The organism is Streptomyces sp. SID486, assembly GCF_009865385.1.
Lineage (GTDB): Bacteria > Actinomycetota > Actinomycetes > Streptomycetales > Streptomycetaceae > Streptomyces.
The window spans coordinates 1-17,191 of the sequence record NZ_WWJT01000094.1; the positions used below are offsets into that span (position 1 = coordinate 1).

Here is a 17,191-nt window from a genome sequence, read left to right on the forward strand (position 1 = left end):
GCCGGTCCGGCGGGACGCCGGGCGGCCGTGCCGCGGCGCCGGGTGGGCAGCGGCGCCGGTCCGCCCGTGTCGGAGCGATGCGGTGCGGCGGAGGCCGCCCGGTCCGGCTCGCCGCGACGGGGCCGCTGGTCGCTGACGGGCTTGCCGTGCGAGCTGACCAGTTTGGGCGTCTGCCGGCGTGGCAGCGGCAGGGGGCCGTGGTCACCGGTCCTCTCGTGGGACGGCCGGTCGGCCGGCGCGGCGGCCGGCCGCTCGTCGTCGTCCGGACGGGGGCGGCGCGGGCGGAACAGTCCGCCGCGCTCGCTGTCCTCGTCGCCGAGGGCGCCGGGGAAGTCGTCCAGCGCGTCGAGGTCGACGGGCGCCTCGAGTTCCACCGGGCCGTCCAGCAGGGACGTCGGCAGACCGGGCAGCTGCAGCGGGGCCCGGGACCGTCCGGCGGTACGGTCCAGCGCCTGCTCGGCACCCGTCGCCGGGCGGTCCCGGTCGAGCCGGAAACCGATGCCGTTCGTGTCCGGGACGTCGTCGGTCAGCAGCGCGTCGGGGATGAACACGACGGCGGTGGTGCCGCCGTACGGCGACGGCTGGAGGGAGACCCGGACGTTCTGGCGCTGGGCGAGGCGGCTCACCACGAACAGCCCGAGCCGGTCGGTGTCGGAGAGCTCGAACTCGGGTGTCTCGGCGAGGCGCAGATTGGCGTCCAGGAGCGCCTCGGCCGTCATGCCGAGGCCCCGGTCGTGGATCTCCAGGGTGAAGCCGTTGGCGACCCGCTCCCCGATGACCTGGACGGCGGTGTGCGGGGGCGAGAAGACGGTGGCGTTCTCCAGGAGTTCGGCCACGAGGTGGGTGAGGTCGGCGACGGCGGGACCGGTGACGGCGACCCGGGGCAGACGCCGGACCTCGATGCGCTCGTAGTCCTCGACCTCGGCGACGGCGGCGCGGACGACGTCCATCAGCTGCACGGGCCGGCGCCACTGCCGGGAGGGCGCGGCGCCGGAGAGGATCACCAGGCCCTCGGCGTGCCGGCGCATGCGGGTGGTGAGGTGGTCCAGGCGGAACAGGTCGGCGAGTTCGTCGGTGTCCTCGGTCCGGCGTTCCATGCTGTCGAGCAGGGTGAGCTGTTTGTGCAGCAGCACCTGGCTGCGCCTGGCCAGGTTGACGAAGACTTCGGAGACGCCGGAGCGCAGTTCGGCCTGCTTGACGGCGGCCTCGACGGCCGCGCGCTGCAGGGTGTTGAGGGCTTGTCCGACCTCGCCGATCTCGTTCTTGTCGTACTCCAGGCGCGGTACCTCGGTCTCGACGTCGACCTGCTCGCCCGCGGACAGCCGGCGCATCACGCTGGGCAGCCGGACACCGGACGCCTCGTGGGCCTCCAGGCGGAGCTGGCGCAGGTCGCGGATGAGGGCGCGGCCGATCCGGACGGAGAGGAGGACGGAGAAGAAGAGCGCGACCAGTCCGAGGAGGCCGGAGACGGCCGCCTGTGCGATGACGCCCATGGCGATGGGGCGTATTCGGTGCTGGAAGCGGTCGTCCACCTGGTCGTCCAGGGTGTGGAGGTCGTCCAGGACGGTCGCCGCCGCGGAGTCCCAGCTCTTCGCGCTCACACCGCGCGGGGTACCGGAGGGCGCGGCGATGGCGGTCCGTTCGGCCACGCGCAGCGGGGCCGTGGTGGCGTTCTTCCAGAAGCGTTCGTAGCGCTCGCGCTCGGCCGCGGGGAGCAGCGGGAGGCTGATGTCGTACAGGAGGGTGCGCTGGGCGACGAGGTCGGAGACGTCACGGGCCTCGTCGGTCGTGAGCCGGCCGACGACGAGGGAGGAGCCGAGCAGGGCGTCCTCGCGGGAGAGCAGCTCGCGGGCGCGGGAGATGTTGACCAGGGCGCGGGCCTGCTTGTCGGCCTCGACGTCGTCGACGCCGTCGATGACCGCGAGGAGGGCGAAACAGGGATCCACGAGCCGGTTGTAGAGGTCGAGCGCCTGGGCGCGCGTGACGGTGCCCTCCTCGACGCTGCGGCGCAGGGAGTCCAGACCGTCGAAGGCGTCCAGGACGGCGGTCAGGTGTTCGCCGTCGTCGGCGTCCAGTCCGTCCCGGTGGTCCCTGGCGTTCTCGCGGACCGTGGCGATCGCCCGGTCGGTGGCGGTACGGGTGCGGTGCAGTGCCGACAGCGCCTCCGAGGCCCGCGGGTCGGCGAGGTAGACGAGGGTCTGGCGGCGCTCCTGCTGGAGCACGCGAACGGTGTCCTCGGTCGGGTAGGCGATGTTCTCGACGACGTCGGACACCCGAAACAGCTGGGCGACTTCCCGCCCCGTGAGTACCGTGGCGAAGCCCCAGATGGCGGTCAGGGACACCAGCGGCACGAGAAGCAGCGCCACGATCTTCCGGCGGATCGACTTCCCGCGAAAGCGCATGGCCTCCCCCAGCTCGACCCCCGCCGGCCGGGGGTTCTGATGTCCGTCAACAAACGGCGCGAGCCTACTACCGCCCCACAGATAACTCGAAGACACGTCCGGAGGGTGAACTTCCGCCCCGGCGGCGAGACATGGTGAGTTGTCCGGGCATTGAGGGAGATTGCCACCGCGATCCGGGCGGGTGAGGCGGGCCGGCGGCGGTCCCGGGCAGGGGCGGTTGGCCGGATTTTTTCGCCGCCGGGGAATCTTCGTGCCGTCTCGTTCGTCCTTCTCTATGGGAATTGGGTGCGGAATGGGCCACGGGAGCCGCGTGCCGCACCTCGGCGGCGTAAAGCAGCGCAAGCCGGGCAGCCACTGGGGAGGCGGGGTCTTCGGACGTCGGAGGTGAGCGGTCTGTCGGCGGTGGGGAGTGACACGGTGATGGGGACGACGGAGCGGCACGAGGCGCCCGGGGAGAGCGGGGCGGGGCGCTCACAGGCGCGGTGGGACCGGACGGCGCATGTGCACGGCGTCCCGGGTTCCGGGCGGGCGGGGCGGGCGGCGGGCGGTGAACAGGGGCAGGACCATCGGCCGTTGTGGGTCGAGGAACCTGCCCGGCGGCATCCGACGCCCGATCCGGTGCGCGCGGCGGTGGTGCGGGCCGTCCTCGTCATCGCGGTGACGCTGATACAGGCGATGGTGGCGTTCCTGTGCACGCTGGCCGGCTCCTGGCTGGCGTTCCCGATGGTGATCAGCGGCGTGGTGAGCACGGTGGTGGCGACCTGGGCCGTGGTCGACGTGTGGGTGACCCGTCAGGTGTGGAACCAGCGGTACGGCGTGGTCTCCGAGCCGAGCAGCACGGCCCGGGCCCTCCGCCGGGAGCGGCGCGCTCGCCGCCGCCAGGAGCGGGCGGCCGTGCGGGAACAGGATCGGATACGCCGCAGCGGCGGCGCCGGACAGCTGTCGCACTCCTGAGGGAGGCCGACGCCCCTGAAGGAGGCCGACGGCGCGGCGATGTGGACGGATCGGTTCCACGCCTCGCGCACGGGCGGGGCAGTGGCGGCGGTACGGCGTCCGGCCGGCGAGGCCGCACCGGGCACCGGCTCCGGGCGGCGAGGCCGACGAGCTGCGAGGATGGCGGGCTGCCCGGACGCCGGGGCGTGTCCGGCCGGCGGCCGGGAGCGGCGGGGGGCGTGGGGTGGCCGGGGGCGTGGGGTGGCCGGGGGTGTTCACGCGGCCGTGTCCTCCTTGGCGTCGACGTCAACGTGCACGACGCCGTCCTCCACGGTGACGTCGGCCGTGTCCTCCTTGGCGTCGACGTCAACGTGCACGACGCCGTCCTCCACGGTGACGCGATGGGTGCGCACCGGGCGACGGGCCGGCAGGCAGGTCGGTTCGCCGGTACGCAGGTCGAAGGAGGCCGCGTGCAGCGGGCATTCGACCAGGCAGCCCTCCAGCCAGCCCTCTGAGAGGGACGCGTCCTGGTGGGTGCAGGTGTCGTCGATGGCGTAGAGCTCACCCCCCTCGGTGCGGAAGACGGCGATCGGCGGCGTGCTCGCGACGCGGACGGACTCACCCTCGGGGAGGTCTTCGAGGCGGCAGACGGGAATCACGGGCCCCCCTCTCGGTCCGGGACGCTCGGTCCGGGACCTGCTCGATGCAGGCGTCAGGATGCTGCCGGAAATCCGGACCCACGTCGGTCCGGCCCGGTGAAGCGGCAAGGGAGTGGCGGACCGGTCATCGGTCCGGGTGGTCCGGCACCCTTCCGGGTCCAGGACACTTCGGTAACATGATGTTCCGCATGGCGCACGATCGAGCGCTATGCGCAACAGAATCCGGGCGGGACGACCGTCGCGTCAAGGGCTTCCCGCAGATGCGGCCCGAACCGGGCCGGCAGGTGGTGAGAGTTCAGCCATGACCCGCACGCAGAAGCAGTCCGGCCGCGGCGAGAAGACCACGAGCGGTCCAGGAGCCCCGGAGAGGACGAACGGCCGGGGGACGGCCAGCGCGGTGCAGTCGGTGGACCGCGCCGTGAGCGTGCTGGAGATCCTCGCCCGGCACGGCGAGGCGGGCGTCACCGAGATCGCCGAGGAGCTGGACGTGCACAAGTCCACGGCGTTCCGCCTGCTCGGCGTCCTGGAGAACCGTGGCCTGGTGGCGCAGGCCAAGGACCGCGGCAAGTACTACCTGGGGGCCGGCGTACTGCGCCTGGCCGGGGCGGCGGCCGTGCGTCTGGACATCTCGCAGGAGGGCGTCCCGGTGTGCCGGGAGGCCGCCGACGAACTGGGTGAGACGGTCAACATCGCCGTGCTCGACGACGACGCGGCGGTCAACATCATGCAGGCCCGCGGCACGGCGTCCGTGACCGCGCAGAACTGGCTCGGCAGACGCACCCCGCTGCACGCCACCTCCAGCGGCAAGGTGCTCCTCGCGCACATGCCGCCGACCCTGCGCGAGGGCCTGCTGGCCCGGCCGCTGCCGCGGTTCACCGACCGTACGGTCACCGGCGCCGGGATGCTGCGCGCCGAACTGGAGGCCGTGGTGCAGCAGGGATACGGCGTCACGATCGAGGAGCTGGAGCTGGGCCTCGCGGCCGTCGCGGCGCCCGTGCGCTCGCACGACGGCAAGGTCATCGCGGCGATCAGCGTCTCGGGGCCGGTGTACCGGCTCAACGCCGACCGGCTGCCCGAGGTGGCCAAGCGGACGGTCGCGGCGGCCGCCGAGCTGTCCCGGCGCATGGGCTACGGCTTCTGAGACCACGCCGCTGCCGGCCGACGGTGGCGCGGCGCGGGGAGATGCCACCGCGCGGCCGACGAGGGTGGCGCGGCGCGCAGGAGGCCACCGCGCGGCCGACGACGGTGGCACGGCTCGGGGAGTGGCCACCACACGGCCGACACACGGCGGCACGGTGCGGGGGCGGGGCTTCCCCGGCCCCGCGGTGCCGTGTGTCCGAGAGCTTTCGCCGCGTGGCTGCCGTTTGCCGAGGGTTGACGCGCGCCCCTTGACGGCCACCTGACGCCGTTCTCAAGATGTTCCCCACCACGCAACCCATCGTGCAATGCGCAACAGCAGAGGAGCTTGTCGTGCCACACGAGGTCCGTGCCGTAGTCGCCGTGAGGAAGGGCGGGCCCGTGGAGGTGCGGACCGTCGTCGTACCCGATCCGGGCCCCGGTGAGGTGCTCGTCGACGTGCAGGCCTGCGGGGTGTGCCACACGGATCTCCACTACCGGGACGGGGCGGTCACCGACGACTTCCCGTTCCTGCTGGGCCACGAGGCGGCCGGCACGATCGCGGCGGTCGGCCCGGGGGTCACCGGCCTGGACCCCGGCGACTACGTCGTCCTGGCCTGGCGGGCACCGTGCGGCGACTGCCGTTCCTGCCGGCGCGGCCGGCCCTGGTACTGCTTCGACTCCCGCAACGCCGCACAGCCCATGACGCTGGCGGACGGCGCCCCGCTCACCAGCGCCCTCGGCATCGGTGCCTTCGCCGAGAAGACGCTGGTCGCGGCGGGCCAGGCGGTGAAGGTCGACCCGGCCGCGCGGCCCGAGGCGGCCGGTCTCATCGGCTGCGGGGTGATGGCGGGTTACGGCGCGGCGGTCAACACCGGCAAGGTCGGCCGCGGTGACTCGGTGGCCGTCATCGGCTGCGGAGGTGTCGGCAACGCGGCCATCGCGGGTGCCTGCCTGAACGGCGCCATGAAGGTGATCGCCGTCGACATCGACGACAGGAAGCTGGACCAGGCGGAGAAGTTCGGCGCCACGCACACCGTCAACTCCCGGGGCACCGACCCGGTCGAGGCCGTCCGCGAGCTGACCGGCGGGCACGGCGTGGACATCGCGATCGACGCGGTGGGCCGTCCCGAGACGTTCCTGCAGGCCTTCTCCATGCGCGACCACGCGGGCGTGCTGGTCCTGGTGGGTGTTCCCGGGCCCGGGACGAAGGTCGAACTCCCGCTCGTCGACGTCTTCTCGCGCGGCGGCGCCGTCAAGTCCTCCTGGTACGGCGACTGCCTGCCGAGCCGGGACTTCCCGTTCCTGATCGACCAGTACCTCTACGGCCTGCTCGACCTCAACGCGTTCGTGTCCGAGACGATCACGCTCGACCGGGTGGAGGAGGCGTTCGGCAGGATGCGCCGCGGCGAGGTGCTGCGCTCGGTGGTGGTCCTGTGAGCGCGCACCGCAGCGCACGCGCGGAAGGACGCGTGGCAGAACGTGCAGGAGTCCGCGTGGACGAACGCCCGGAAGAGCGCCCAGGAGAGCGCGCGGAAGCACACACGGACACGCACGCGGAAGCCCACGCCGAAGCGCACGCGGAGGAACGCCCAGAAGTGCGCGGGGACGGGTGCCCGGCAGTCCGCGTGGAGGGCCACCGCCCAGAAGGCCGCGCCGAAGCGCACGCAGGAGCCGCACGGGCAGCCGCTTCCCGCGTGCCGTGGGCCACGGCGCCGGCTTCACCGGGAACCCCCCGGTCCGCCGGCGCCGCCCCGTCCCCGGCCATCCGGCGCCCCTCCCCCGCCGCCTGAGCGGCTCCGTTCCGCACCTGCCGTCCCCGCCAACACGAGGAGGGGCATGTCCAGCACATCCGAAGACCGCTCCCGCCCGCCCGCGCACCCGCCGCACGGTCCCCGCGTCGTCGTCATCGGCGCCGGAATCGTGGGCTGCTCCCTCGCCGACGAGCTGACCGCCCGCGGCTGGACGGACGTCACCGTCCTCGAACAGGGCCCCCTGCCCACCCCGGGCGGCTCCACCTCGCACGCGCCCGGACTCGTCTTCCAGACCAGTCCGTCCAAGACCCTGGCGGAGTTCGCCCGGTACACCGTCGAGAAGTTCCGCTCCCTCCAGGTCGACGGCGTCCGCTGCTTCCAGCAGGTCGGCGGCCTGGAACTCGCGACCACCCCCGAACGGCTGGCCGATCTGCACCGCAGGGCCGGCTGGGCGGCCTCCTGGGGTATCCGCGGCGAGGTCGTGGGCACGGCCCGCTGCAAGGAACTGTGGCCGCTGCTGGACGAGTCGGTCGTCCTCGGCGGCTTCCACACCCCCGACGACGGCCTCGCCCGGGCCGTCCTCGCGGCCCGCGCCCAACTGGACCGCGCCACCGCACGCGGCGCCCGCTTCCTGGACCGGCACACGGTCACCGGCATCGAGCGGCAGGACGGCCGGGTCACCGCGGTCGTCACCGACCGTGGCACCTTCCCGGCCGACCACGTGGTGTCCGCGGCCGGTTTCTGGGGGCCCGTCATCGGCCGCATGGCCGGGGTCGACGTACCGCTGCAGCCCCTCGCCCACCAGTACGCGAGGACGCGGCCACTGCCGGAGCTGAGCGGCGCCACCGCCGAGGCGTCGCGGCCCGTCCTCCGCTTCCAGGACCGCGACCTGTACTTCCGCGAGCACACCGACCGCATCGGGATCGGTTCGTACGCGCACCGGCCGCTGCCCGTCGACCCGTTCACGGTCCCGGCGTACGACGAGGCCCGCGCCCGGGGCATGGAGATGCCGTCCTCCCGCCCCTTCACCGCCGAGGACTGGGAGCCGAGCTGGGAGGACTGCCGCCGGCTGCTGCCGGCCCTGCGCGGGACGCAGATCGAGACCGGGTTCAACGGCGTCTTCTCCTTCACGCCGGACGGGATGCCGGTGCTCGGCGAGGCGCGGCGGCTGCGGGGTTTCTGGCTCGCCGAGGCGGTCTGGGTCACGCATTCGGCCGGGGTGGCGAAGGCGGTGGCCGAGTGGATGGTCGACGGACGGCCGTCCGTCGACGTGCACGAGTGCGACCTCACGCGGTTCGAGGAGGCGCAGCGTTCACCGTCGTACGTCCGTGAACGCGGCTCACAGCAGTTCACCGAGGTGTACGACGTCCTCCATCCCCTCCAGCCGCCGGAGCGGCCGCGTCCGCTGCGCGTCAGCCCCTTCCACGCCCGCCAGGAGCAGCTCGGCGCCTTCTTCCTGGAGGGCGGCGGCTGGGAGCGGCCGCACTGGTACGAGGCGAACGCCCCGCTCATCGAGGCCCTCGGGGACCTGCCCGGGCGTGACACCTGGTCGGCCCGCTACTGGTCGCCCGTCGCCGCCGCGGAGGCGAGGGCCACCCGCGAGAGGGTGGCCCTGTACGACATGACCCCGCTGCGCCGACTGGAGGTCACCGGCCCCGGGGCCCTCGCCTTCCTCGACCGCATGACCAGCAACAACCTGCGCAGGAAACCCGGCGCGGTCACCTACACCCTGCTCCTGGACGAGAGCGGAGGGATTCGTTCCGATCTCACGGTCGCCCGCCTCGCGCCCGACCGGTTCCAGATCGGCGCCAACTCCCCCGCCGACCTGGACCTGCTCCTGCGCCACGCCCCCGCGGGGGTGCAGATCCGTGACATCACCTCCGGCACCTGCTGCATCGGCGTCTGGGGCCCTCTCGCCCGCGCCCTCGTCCAGCCCCTGACCGGCGACGACTTCTCCCACGAGGGGTTCGGCTACTTCCGGGCGAAGCAGACGTACATCGGGCATGTGCCGGTGACGGCGATGCGGCTGAGCTACGTCGGCGAGCTGGGCTGGGAGCTGTACACCACCGCCGACATGGGCCTCAGGCTCTGGGACACGCTGTGGGAGGCCGGGCAGCGGCTCGGCGTGGTCGCCGCGGGCCGCTCCGCCTTCAATTCCCTGCGGCTGGAGAAGGGCTACCGCGCCTGGGGCACCGACATGACCGCGGAGCACACGCCTTTCGAGGCCGGGCTCGGCTTCGCGGTCCGGATGGACAAGGAGGACTTCGTCGGCCAGGCCGCGCTGCGGCGGGCCGGGGAGCCCACCCGCCGGCTCACCCCGCTGCTGCTCGACGACCCGGCCGCCGTGGTCCTCGGCAAGGAGCCCGTCCACGCCCCTTCCCCGGGCGGCGCCGCCCGGGACGGTGGCCCGGCCGGCTACGTCACCAGCGCGTCGTACGGCTACACGCTGGGCCGTTGCGTCGCCTACGCCTGGCTTCCGGCCGGCCTTCCCACCGGTACCGGCGTGTACGTCGAGTACTTCGGCGAGAAGGTCCCGGCCACGGTCGCCGACGAACCCCTGTTCGACCCCGGCATGACCCGCATCCGCCGCTAGGAGGCGCCCGTGTCACCGTCCTACGACGTCATCGTGATCGGCCTCGGCGGCATGGGCAGTGCCGCCGCCCACCACCTGTCCGCGCGCGGCGCCCGCGTCCTCGGCCTGGAGAAGTTCGGCCCGGTCCACAGCCGCGGCTCCAGCCACGGCGGCTCGCGCATCACCCGCCAGTCGTACTTCGAGGATCCCGCCTACGTGCCGCTGCTGCTGCGCGCCTACGAGCTGTACGCGGACCTGGAGCGGGCCACCGGCCGGGACATCGCCGTCCTCTGCGGTGGTGTGATGGTCGGCCCGCCCGGCTCCCGGACCGTCGCCGGCGCCCTGCGCTCGGCGAGGCAGTGGGACCTGCCGCACGAGATGCTGGACGCCAGGGAGATCCGCCGCCGCTTCCCCACGCTCGCACCGCACGACGACGAGGTCGCCCTGTACGAGGCGAAGGCGGGGCTGGTCCGTCCCGAGAACATGGTCGCCGCACACCTCCAGCTGGCCACCCGGCAGGGCGCGGACCTGCACTTCGAGGAACCGATGGTGCGCTGGGAGCCGTACCGCGACGGGGTGCGCGTGCACACGGCCGAGAACAGCTACACCGCCGCCCGGCTGGTGGTGTGCCCGGGGGCGTGGGCACCGCGTCTGCTCGCCGGCCTCGGGGTGCCGTTCACCATCGAACGGCAGGTCATGTACTGGTTCCGGCCGCGGGGCGGCACCGAGCGGTTCCGGCCCGCGCACCACCCGGTCTACATCTGGGAGGACGCGGCGGGCATCCAGGTCTACGGCTTCCCGGCCATCGACGGCCCGGCGGCGGGCGCGAAGGTCGCCTTCTTCCGGAAGGGGCGGGTGACGACTCCGGAGACCATCGACCGGACGGTTCACGAGGACGAGATCCAGGCCATGGCGGAGCATATGTCCCGCTGCGTCCCCGATCTGCCCGGCTCCTTCGTCAAGGCCGCCACCTGCATGTACTCCAACACCCCGGACGAGCACTTCGTCATCGCCCGGCATCCCGCGCACCCGGAGTCGGTGACCGTGGCCTGCGGTTTCTCCGGGCACGGGTTCAAGTTCGTGCCGGTCGTCGGCGAGATCCTGGCCGACCTCGCGCTGACCGGTGCCACCGCGCACCCGATCGGTCTGTTCGATCCCGCCCGCCTCGCCGCCGCGCCCGCCTGAGGAGCCCGCCCGTGACGACGACCCCGACCTCCCCGAGCCCCGCCTCCCCGAGTCTCATCGCGACGCTTCCCGGCCGCTACTACACCGACCCGGAGGTCTTCCGGCAGGAGCAGGAGAAGCTCTTCGAGTCCCTGTGGTGCTGTGCGGTGCGCAGCGCCGACCTGGGCGCCCCGGGCGCCTTCCGCACGGTCCGGGTGGGCCGTGAGAGCGTCGTCGTCACCCGGACCCGCACCGGCGAGCTGCGCGCCTTCCTCAACGTGTGCCGGCACCGGGGGGCCCGGCTGTGCACCGAGGAGGCCGGCGAGGTGCGGCGCGGTCTGCAGTGCCCGTACCACGCATGGACGTACGACCTAGACGGCAGGTTGATCGCCGCACCCAACTTGATCAAGATGCCGGACATCGATCGGACCGAGTACGGGTTGATCAAGGTGGCCCTGCGCGAATGGCTGGGCTATGCCTGGGTGTGCCTGGCGGACGAACCGCCCTCCTTCGAGGACACGGTGATGCACGCGGCCGTGGAACGGCTCGGTGACGCCGCCGCCGTCGAGCGCTACGGCACCGAACGGCTGGACCTCGGCCGACGCGTCACCTACGACGTGCGGGCCAACTGGAAGCTGATCGTCGAGAACTTCATGGAGTGCTACCACTGCGCGACGATCCATCCCGAACTCACCGAGGTGCTCCCGGAGTTCGCCGACGGCTACGCGGCCCAGTACTACGTCGGCCACGGCGCGGAGTTCGGCCCGGGTGTCGAGGGCTTCACGGTGGACGGCGGCGCGGGGTTCGCCAGACTGCCCGAGGTGAGCGCCGACCAGGACCGCCGCTACTACGCGATCACGGTCAAGCCTGCCGTGTTCGTCAACCTCGTCCCCGACCACGTCATCCTGCACCGCGTGTTCCCGCTGGCCGTGGACCGCACGCTGGTGGAGTGCGACTGGCTGTACGCGCCGGAGGTGGTGGCCTCGGGCGCGGACGTGTCCCGGTCCGTAGAGCTGTTCCACCGCGTCAACGTGCAGGACTTCGAGGCGTGCGAGCGCACCCAGCCGGCGATGTCCTCGCGCGCGTACCGCCGGGGCGGGGTGCTGGTCCCGAGCGAGCACCACATCGGCGTCTTCCACGACTGGCTGCTGACCGCGCTGGGCGGCACCCGTGCCTGATCTCCACATCGACGGCACCCGGCGCGGCGCCCTGGACGGACGCACCCGGGAGATCCGCTGTCCGGCCGACGGCTCCCTGGTCGCGGTCGTGGACGAGGCGGGCGGGAAGGACACCGCGGACGCCGTGTGGACCGGTGACGAGGCCAGGGCGGCGCGGGTCGCGGGCCGGCTGCGGCCCGGCACCGTCCGGGTCGACGACCACCACCCCTACGTGCCGCAGGCCGGGTGGGGCGGGTACGAGCAGTCCGGGTTCGGACGTGAACCCGGACCGGCGGGGCTCGGCGAGTACCGCGAGACGAAACAGATCTGGCGCGACACGGCGCCGGCACGGCAGGGCTGGTTCGACTGACAGCCAGAGGAGTCCGCTGATGACGACCACCGGGCAATCGCCGGAACCGCACCACGACGACACCGAACTCGCCGAGTTCGGCTACCGGCCCGAACTCAAGCGCACCCTGGGCAACTTCCACACCTTCGCCGCGGGGATCAGCTACATCTCCATCCTCACCGGTACCTTCCAGCTGTTCTACTTCGGCTATGGCAGCGGCGGTCCGGCCTACTGGTGGTCGTGGCCGATGGTGTTCGCCGGCCAGTTCACGGTGGCCCTGTGCTTCGCCGAACTGGCCGCCCGCCACCCGGTGGCCGGCTCCGTCTACAACTGGTCCAAGAAGATCGGCAACGCTCATCTCGGCTGGCTCGCCGGGTGGATGATGCTGATCGCGTCCATCGTGTCCATCGCGGCGGTCGCACTGGCCTACCAGCTGACGCTGCCGCAGATCTCGTCCGCGTTCCAGTTCGTGGGGGACGGCACGGGCAAGTACGACGTGGCCACCAACGCCGTCGTGCTGGCGGCGGTGTTGATCCTGTTCACCACGCTGGTCAACGCGTTCGGTGTCAGGCTGATGGCCACGATCAACACGGCGGGCGTGTTCATCGAGCTGATCGCGACCGTCGTACTGATCACTCTCTTCGCCGTCCACATCACCCGTGGCCCGCATGTCGTCATGCAGACGAACCACACGGGGTCGGGATACTCCACCGGCTATCTGGGCGCCTTCCTGGTGGCCTCACTGGCGTCCGCGTACGTCATGTACGGCTTCGACACCGCCGCCTCGCTCGGCGAGGAGTCCCTGGACCCGTCCCGCAACGCCCCGCGCGCGATCATCCGGGCGATCGTCGCCTCATTCGTCCTGGGCGGCCTGGTGCTCCTGCTGGCACTGATGAGCGTCTCCAGCCTCAAGGGCGAGAAGCTGTCCACGGACGGCCTGCAGTACGTCGTGCTCGACGTGCTCGGTCCGACGGCCGGCAAGGCGATGCTGTGGTGCGTGCTGATCGCCGTCACGGTCTGCGCGCTGGCGGTGCACACCGCCGCGATCCGGCTGGCGTTCGCGATGGCCCGGGACAACAACCTGCCCGCCTCCTCACTGCTGGCCCGGGTAAGCCCCCGTTTCCGGACCCCGGTGCTGCCGGCCGTGATCATCGGTGTGCTGGCGCTGGCCATCCTCGTGGTCAACATCCGCCAGCCGCAGATCATCACGGTCGTCACCAGCATCGGCATCGTCATGATCTACCTCGCCTATCTGGGCGTCACCGCGCCGATGCTGGTGGCCCGCCTGCGCGGGAGGTGGCAGCCCGCGGGCCAGGGCAGGTTCTCGCTGGGGCGCTGGGGACTGCTCGTCAACATCGTCGCGGTGGTGTGGGGCGCGGCCATGACCGTCAACCTGATCTGGCCGCGCGCGTCGGTCTACAACGCGTCCGCGCCGTACCACTGGTATCTGCGCTGGGGGGCGGTCCTGTTCGTCGCGGTCATCGCGGGCGGCGGGTTCACCTACTACTGGCTCGTCCAGCGGCACCGCACCGGCGTGCTCGCCGAGCACCGTCTGGAATCCACGTCCACCGCGCAGGAGGTCGTATGAAGGCCGACGAGTTCGACTACGTCGTGGTCGGTGGCGGCACCGCGGGCAGTGTCGTGGCCGCACGGCTCTCCGAGGACCCTTCGGTCACGGTGTGCGTGCTGGAGGCCGGTCCGAGCGACGTCGGCGACGACGACGTCCTCCGGCTGGAGCGCTGGATGGGACTGCTGGAGTCCGGCTACGACTGGGACTACCCGGTGGAACCGCAGGCCGGCGGCAACGGCTTCCTGCGGCACGCGCGCGCGAAGGTGCTGGGCGGCTGTTCGTCGCACAACTCGTGCATCGCCTTCTGGGCGCCCGCGGAGGACCTGGACGACTGGGCGGCAGGCGGGTGCGCGGGCTGGAGCGCCGCCGACCTGTTCCCGCTCTACCGGCGGCTGGAGAACAACGACGCTCCCGGTGACCACCACGGCCGCACCGGCCCGGTACGGCTGCGCACGCTGAAGGGCGGCGACCCGTGCGGCGCCGCCCTGCTGGAGGCGTGCGCCCAGGCCGGCATACCGACGGTCCCGTTCAACACCGGCAGGACGGTGGTGCGCGGGGCCAACTGGTTCCAGATCAACTCCGACGAGAACAACATCCGCCAGTCCTCCTCCGTGGCCTATCTGCACCCGGTGCTGGGCAAACGGGCCAACCTCGACGTCCGGACCGGGGTACGGGCCAGGAGGCTGGTGCTGGAGGGCCGGCGGTGCGTCGGCGCCGAGTTCCTGGACCCCGGCCTGGTGCACACGCGCACGGTACGGGCCCGGCGGGAGGTGATCGTCTCGTGCGGGGCGATCGACTCGCCGAAGCTGCTGATGCTGTCCGGTATCGGCCCGGCCGGGCACCTGCGCGAGACCGGCGTCGAGGTGGTGGTCGACTCCCCCGGCGTCGGCGAGAACCTCCAGGACCACCCGGAGGGCGTGATCATGTGGGAGGCCCGGCAGCCCATGCCCACCACGTCGAGCCAGTGGTGGGAGGCGGGAGTCTTCTACGACACCGAACCCGGCCTGGACCGGCCCGACCTGATGTTCCACTACGGGTCCGTGCCGTTCGACATGAACACCGCGCGCTGGGGCTACCCGACCTCGGAGAACGCCTTCTGCCTCACTCCCAACGTGACGAAGGCGCGGTCGCGCGGCACGGTACGGCTGCGGACGCGGGACTACCGGGACAAGCCCCGGGTGGACCCGCGGTACTTCACGCACGAGCACGACGTGCGGGTGATGACGTACGGGCTGAGGCTCGCGCGGCGGATCGCCGCGCAACCCGCGCTGAGCGGCTGGACGGGCGCCGAGCTGGCACCAGGGCCGGACGTCGGGACGGACGACGAACTGCTGGACTACATCCGCAGAACGCACAACACCGTCTACCACCCGTCCTGCACGGTGAAGATGGGAGCCGACAGCGACCGTTCGGCCCCGCTCGACGCGCGCCTGCGGGTCAAGGGGATCGAGGGGCTGCGGGTCGCCGACGGTTCGGTGATGCCGGACCTGATCGCCGTCAATCCGTGCATCACGACGATGATGATCGGCGAGAAGTGCGCGGATCTGCTGAAGGCCGACGCCCGCTAGCCCGGCGCCCCAGGTCGTGGGGCGGCCGCGGACCGGCCGTGGCCGGTCCGCGGCTCCCCGCGGCCCTCACGAGGTGCTGGGCACCGGCTTCCTGAACATGCGGGTCGCCGTGATCTCGCTGCGCACCGTCTCTCCGTCCCGGGGCTGCTGGGGCAGACCGGGCCGCAGGTGCTCCTCCACGCTGATGTACTTCAGGCCCGCCCTGAGGTCGGCGTCGTTGCGCAGCCGGATGACCAGCGGGAACTCGGCGAGCGCCGTGGTGTCGAACAGGCCCGTGGTGTAGAGCAGCTGGACGCCGAGCGCGTCGGACACGGCCCGCTGGAGCTCCAGCAGATAGGTGGCGTTGGCACGGCCGATCGGGTTGTCGAGGAACAGCGTGCCGGCGTGCCGGTGCCTGTCCCGGCCCCGGTCGTTCGACCGCAGGGCGGCCATCGTGCAGTACAGGGCGATGGCGGCGGTGAGCAGCTGGCCGCCCGAGAACACGTCTCCCATCTGGCCGACGGGGACGCGCTCGGCGCGCAGGACGGCGTCGGGCTTGAGGATCTCGACGGCCACGCCCTTGGGCTGGAGTGCCGCCGCGACGCCGCGCAGCAACAGGGACATGCCGTCGCGGCGCAGGTCGGAGTTCTTCCTGACGGCCGCGCGCGTGGCCTCGTCGATGACCTCGCCGAGCCGTTCGGTGAGCGTGGCCTGGTCGGGTTCCTCGAAGCGGATGCGCAGGAACTCCTGCCCGGACCACTCGCCGAGTCCCTCCGGCAGCCGGGACAGCCGCTGAGCGGACCGCAGGGTGGCCAGGGAGGTCTCCACCAGGCCGCGGAGCCGGTCCACGATGGAGTCCCGGTTGCGCTCCAGCTGGACCAGCTCGTCCGTCAGGACGCGCAGCCGGGGCGCGAAGGCGTCCGCCCACTTCTGGGCGTGCTCGGGCAGCGCGGAGGCGGGCAGTTCGCGGATCTGCTGCCGGGCGGGGGTGCGGACCTGCTCGTAGCGCGTGGAGTTGGCGTGCCGGACGAGGACGTCGCTCGCCTCGCGCACGGCGCCCTCCGCCGCGGACAGGTCGGCGGCGCAGCCGCGCAGCGAGCGGCGGGCCTCGGCGGCGGAGTGCCGGGCCTCCTCCAGGCTGCCCGGGTACGGCTCCGGCTCCTCCTGCTCCTCCTCGGTGACGTGCTCGCGCAGCAGGTCGCGGAGCATCGCGGCGATCTCGTCGAAACCGCCGGCCGCGTCCTCGGCGGCCCGGTGGGCGTCCAGCAGTTCCGCGTGCGCCTCGCGGGCTCCGGCGAGCGCCTCGGTGCGGGAGGCGAGTTCGGCCGTGGCGGTGCGCAGCAGCACCTGGGCGTGTCCGGCGTCGCGCGGCACGAGTTCTTCGGGCAGCCCGGTGTGCTCCTCGCCGTCCTCGGGCGCGTGCCGTTCCGCCTCGCCGCGCAGCCGGCCGAGCTGTTCGCTGGCGGTCGACACACGGGTCTCCAGGAGCTGCACCAGCTCCTCCGCGCGCGCGGCGGCGGCCTGCCGGGAGGGCCCGTCGGAGCCGTCGGGGGACTGGAGCAACTGCTCCGCGCGGGTGCGGACCTTGTTGCTGAGCCGGTCGAGTTCGGCGCGGGCCGCGCTCTCGTCGCTCTCCGCGCGGGCCTGCTCCGCGCGCAGGTCGGCGCCGACACCGACCTTCTCGTACACCTGGGAGGCGGCCCGGTACGCCTCGCGCAGCGCGGGCAGGGACGCCTCGGGGGCATCGGTGTCCAGGGCGGGTACGTCGTCGGGGGCGCCGGCGATCTCGGCGCGTTCGGCGCGCAGGGCGCGCGCGGTACGGCGGGTGTCGTCGGCGGCCCGCTGGGCGGCGCGGCGGTCCTCGTCGGCGGCGCGGGCGCGCTCCAGGCAGGACTGGGCGCGCGCCTCGGACTCGGCGGCCTCGTCGGCGAGTTCGCGCAGCTTCACCTGCCAGCCGGCGCGCTCGCG

Annotated in this window: 10 protein-coding genes and 2 pseudogenes; 9 read left to right on the top strand and 3 right to left on the bottom strand. The window is 72.7% G+C overall.

Features of this window, described 5'->3' with window-relative positions; translation table 11 throughout:
• Positions 1–2,402 (bottom strand): nitrate- and nitrite sensing domain-containing protein (locus GT045_RS04600; protein ID WP_161287707.1); only part of this gene is annotated, 2,402 nt, incomplete at its 3' end.
• Positions 2,403–2,822: 420 nt separating this feature from the next.
• Here GT045_RS04600 and GT045_RS04605 point away from each other — a divergent pair.
• Positions 2,823–3,356 carry a hypothetical protein gene (locus GT045_RS04605; protein WP_161333356.1) on the top strand — a complete coding sequence of 178 codons (534 nt, stop codon included), beginning with the start codon at positions 2,823–2,825 and terminating at the stop codon, positions 3,354–3,356.
• Between the two features lie 254 nt (positions 3,357–3,610).
• On the opposite strand, the gene GT045_RS04610 is transcribed toward GT045_RS04605, so the two are convergent.
• The gene (locus GT045_RS04610) at positions 3,611–3,994 is read right to left on the bottom strand and encodes a bifunctional 3-phenylpropionate/cinnamic acid dioxygenase ferredoxin subunit (protein ID WP_345942542.1); all 384 of its coding nucleotides are present in this window, start codon (positions 3,992–3,994) and stop codon (positions 3,611–3,613) included.
• Between the two features lie 301 nt (positions 3,995–4,295).
• Here GT045_RS04610 and GT045_RS04615 point away from each other — a divergent pair, with 301 nt between their 5' ends.
• The 8 genes and pseudogenes from GT045_RS04615 to GT045_RS04650 all read left to right on the top strand — a co-directional run bounded on the left by GT045_RS04615 (position 4,296) and on the right by GT045_RS04650 (position 15,244).
• Positions 4,296–5,135 (top strand): IclR family transcriptional regulator, encoded by an 840-nt coding sequence (locus GT045_RS04615; RefSeq protein WP_202527152.1) that lies wholly within the window; start codon positions 4,296–4,298, stop codon positions 5,133–5,135.
• 329 nt (positions 5,136–5,464) lie between these two features.
• Positions 5,465–6,550: an S-(hydroxymethyl)mycothiol dehydrogenase gene (locus tag GT045_RS04620; RefSeq protein WP_161333357.1), complete on the top strand. Its 1,086-nt coding sequence runs from the start codon at positions 5,465–5,467 to the stop codon at positions 6,548–6,550.
• A gap of 399 nt (positions 6,551–6,949) precedes the next feature.
• A complete protein-coding gene (locus tag GT045_RS04625; RefSeq protein ID WP_161333358.1) occupies positions 6,950–9,457 on the top strand; it encodes an FAD-dependent oxidoreductase in 2,508 nt (835 codons plus the stop codon).
• A gap of 9 nt (positions 9,458–9,466) precedes the next feature.
• A complete protein-coding gene (gene solA / locus GT045_RS04630) occupies positions 9,467–10,621 on the top strand; it encodes an N-methyl-L-tryptophan oxidase (protein WP_161333359.1) in 1,155 nt (384 codons plus the stop codon).
• A gap of 11 nt (positions 10,622–10,632) precedes the next feature.
• Positions 10,633–11,778, top strand: coding sequence for an aromatic ring-hydroxylating dioxygenase subunit alpha (locus GT045_RS04635; protein ID WP_161333360.1), 1,146 nt, complete (start codon positions 10,633–10,635; stop codon positions 11,776–11,778).
• A gap of 115 nt (positions 11,779–11,893) precedes the next feature.
• A pseudogene (locus GT045_RS04640) lies at positions 11,894–12,127 on the top strand (aldehyde dehydrogenase family protein); the annotation flags it as partial.
• A 19-nt stretch (positions 12,128–12,146) separates the two neighbouring features.
• The gene (locus GT045_RS04645) at positions 12,147–13,694 is read left to right on the top strand and encodes an amino acid permease (protein WP_161333361.1); all 1,548 of its coding nucleotides are present in this window, start codon (positions 12,147–12,149) and stop codon (positions 13,692–13,694) included.
• Positions 13,691–15,244, top strand: a complete 1,554-nt coding sequence (locus GT045_RS04650; RefSeq protein ID WP_161333362.1) for a GMC family oxidoreductase N-terminal domain-containing protein — start codon at positions 13,691–13,693, stop codon at positions 15,242–15,244. Before GT045_RS04645 ends, GT045_RS04650 begins: the two co-directional genes overlap by 4 nt.
• A 66-nt stretch (positions 15,245–15,310) precedes the next feature.
• On the opposite strand, the pseudogene GT045_RS04655 reads toward GT045_RS04650, so the two are convergent.
• A pseudogene (locus GT045_RS04655) lies at positions 15,311–17,191 on the bottom strand (hypothetical protein); the annotation flags it as partial.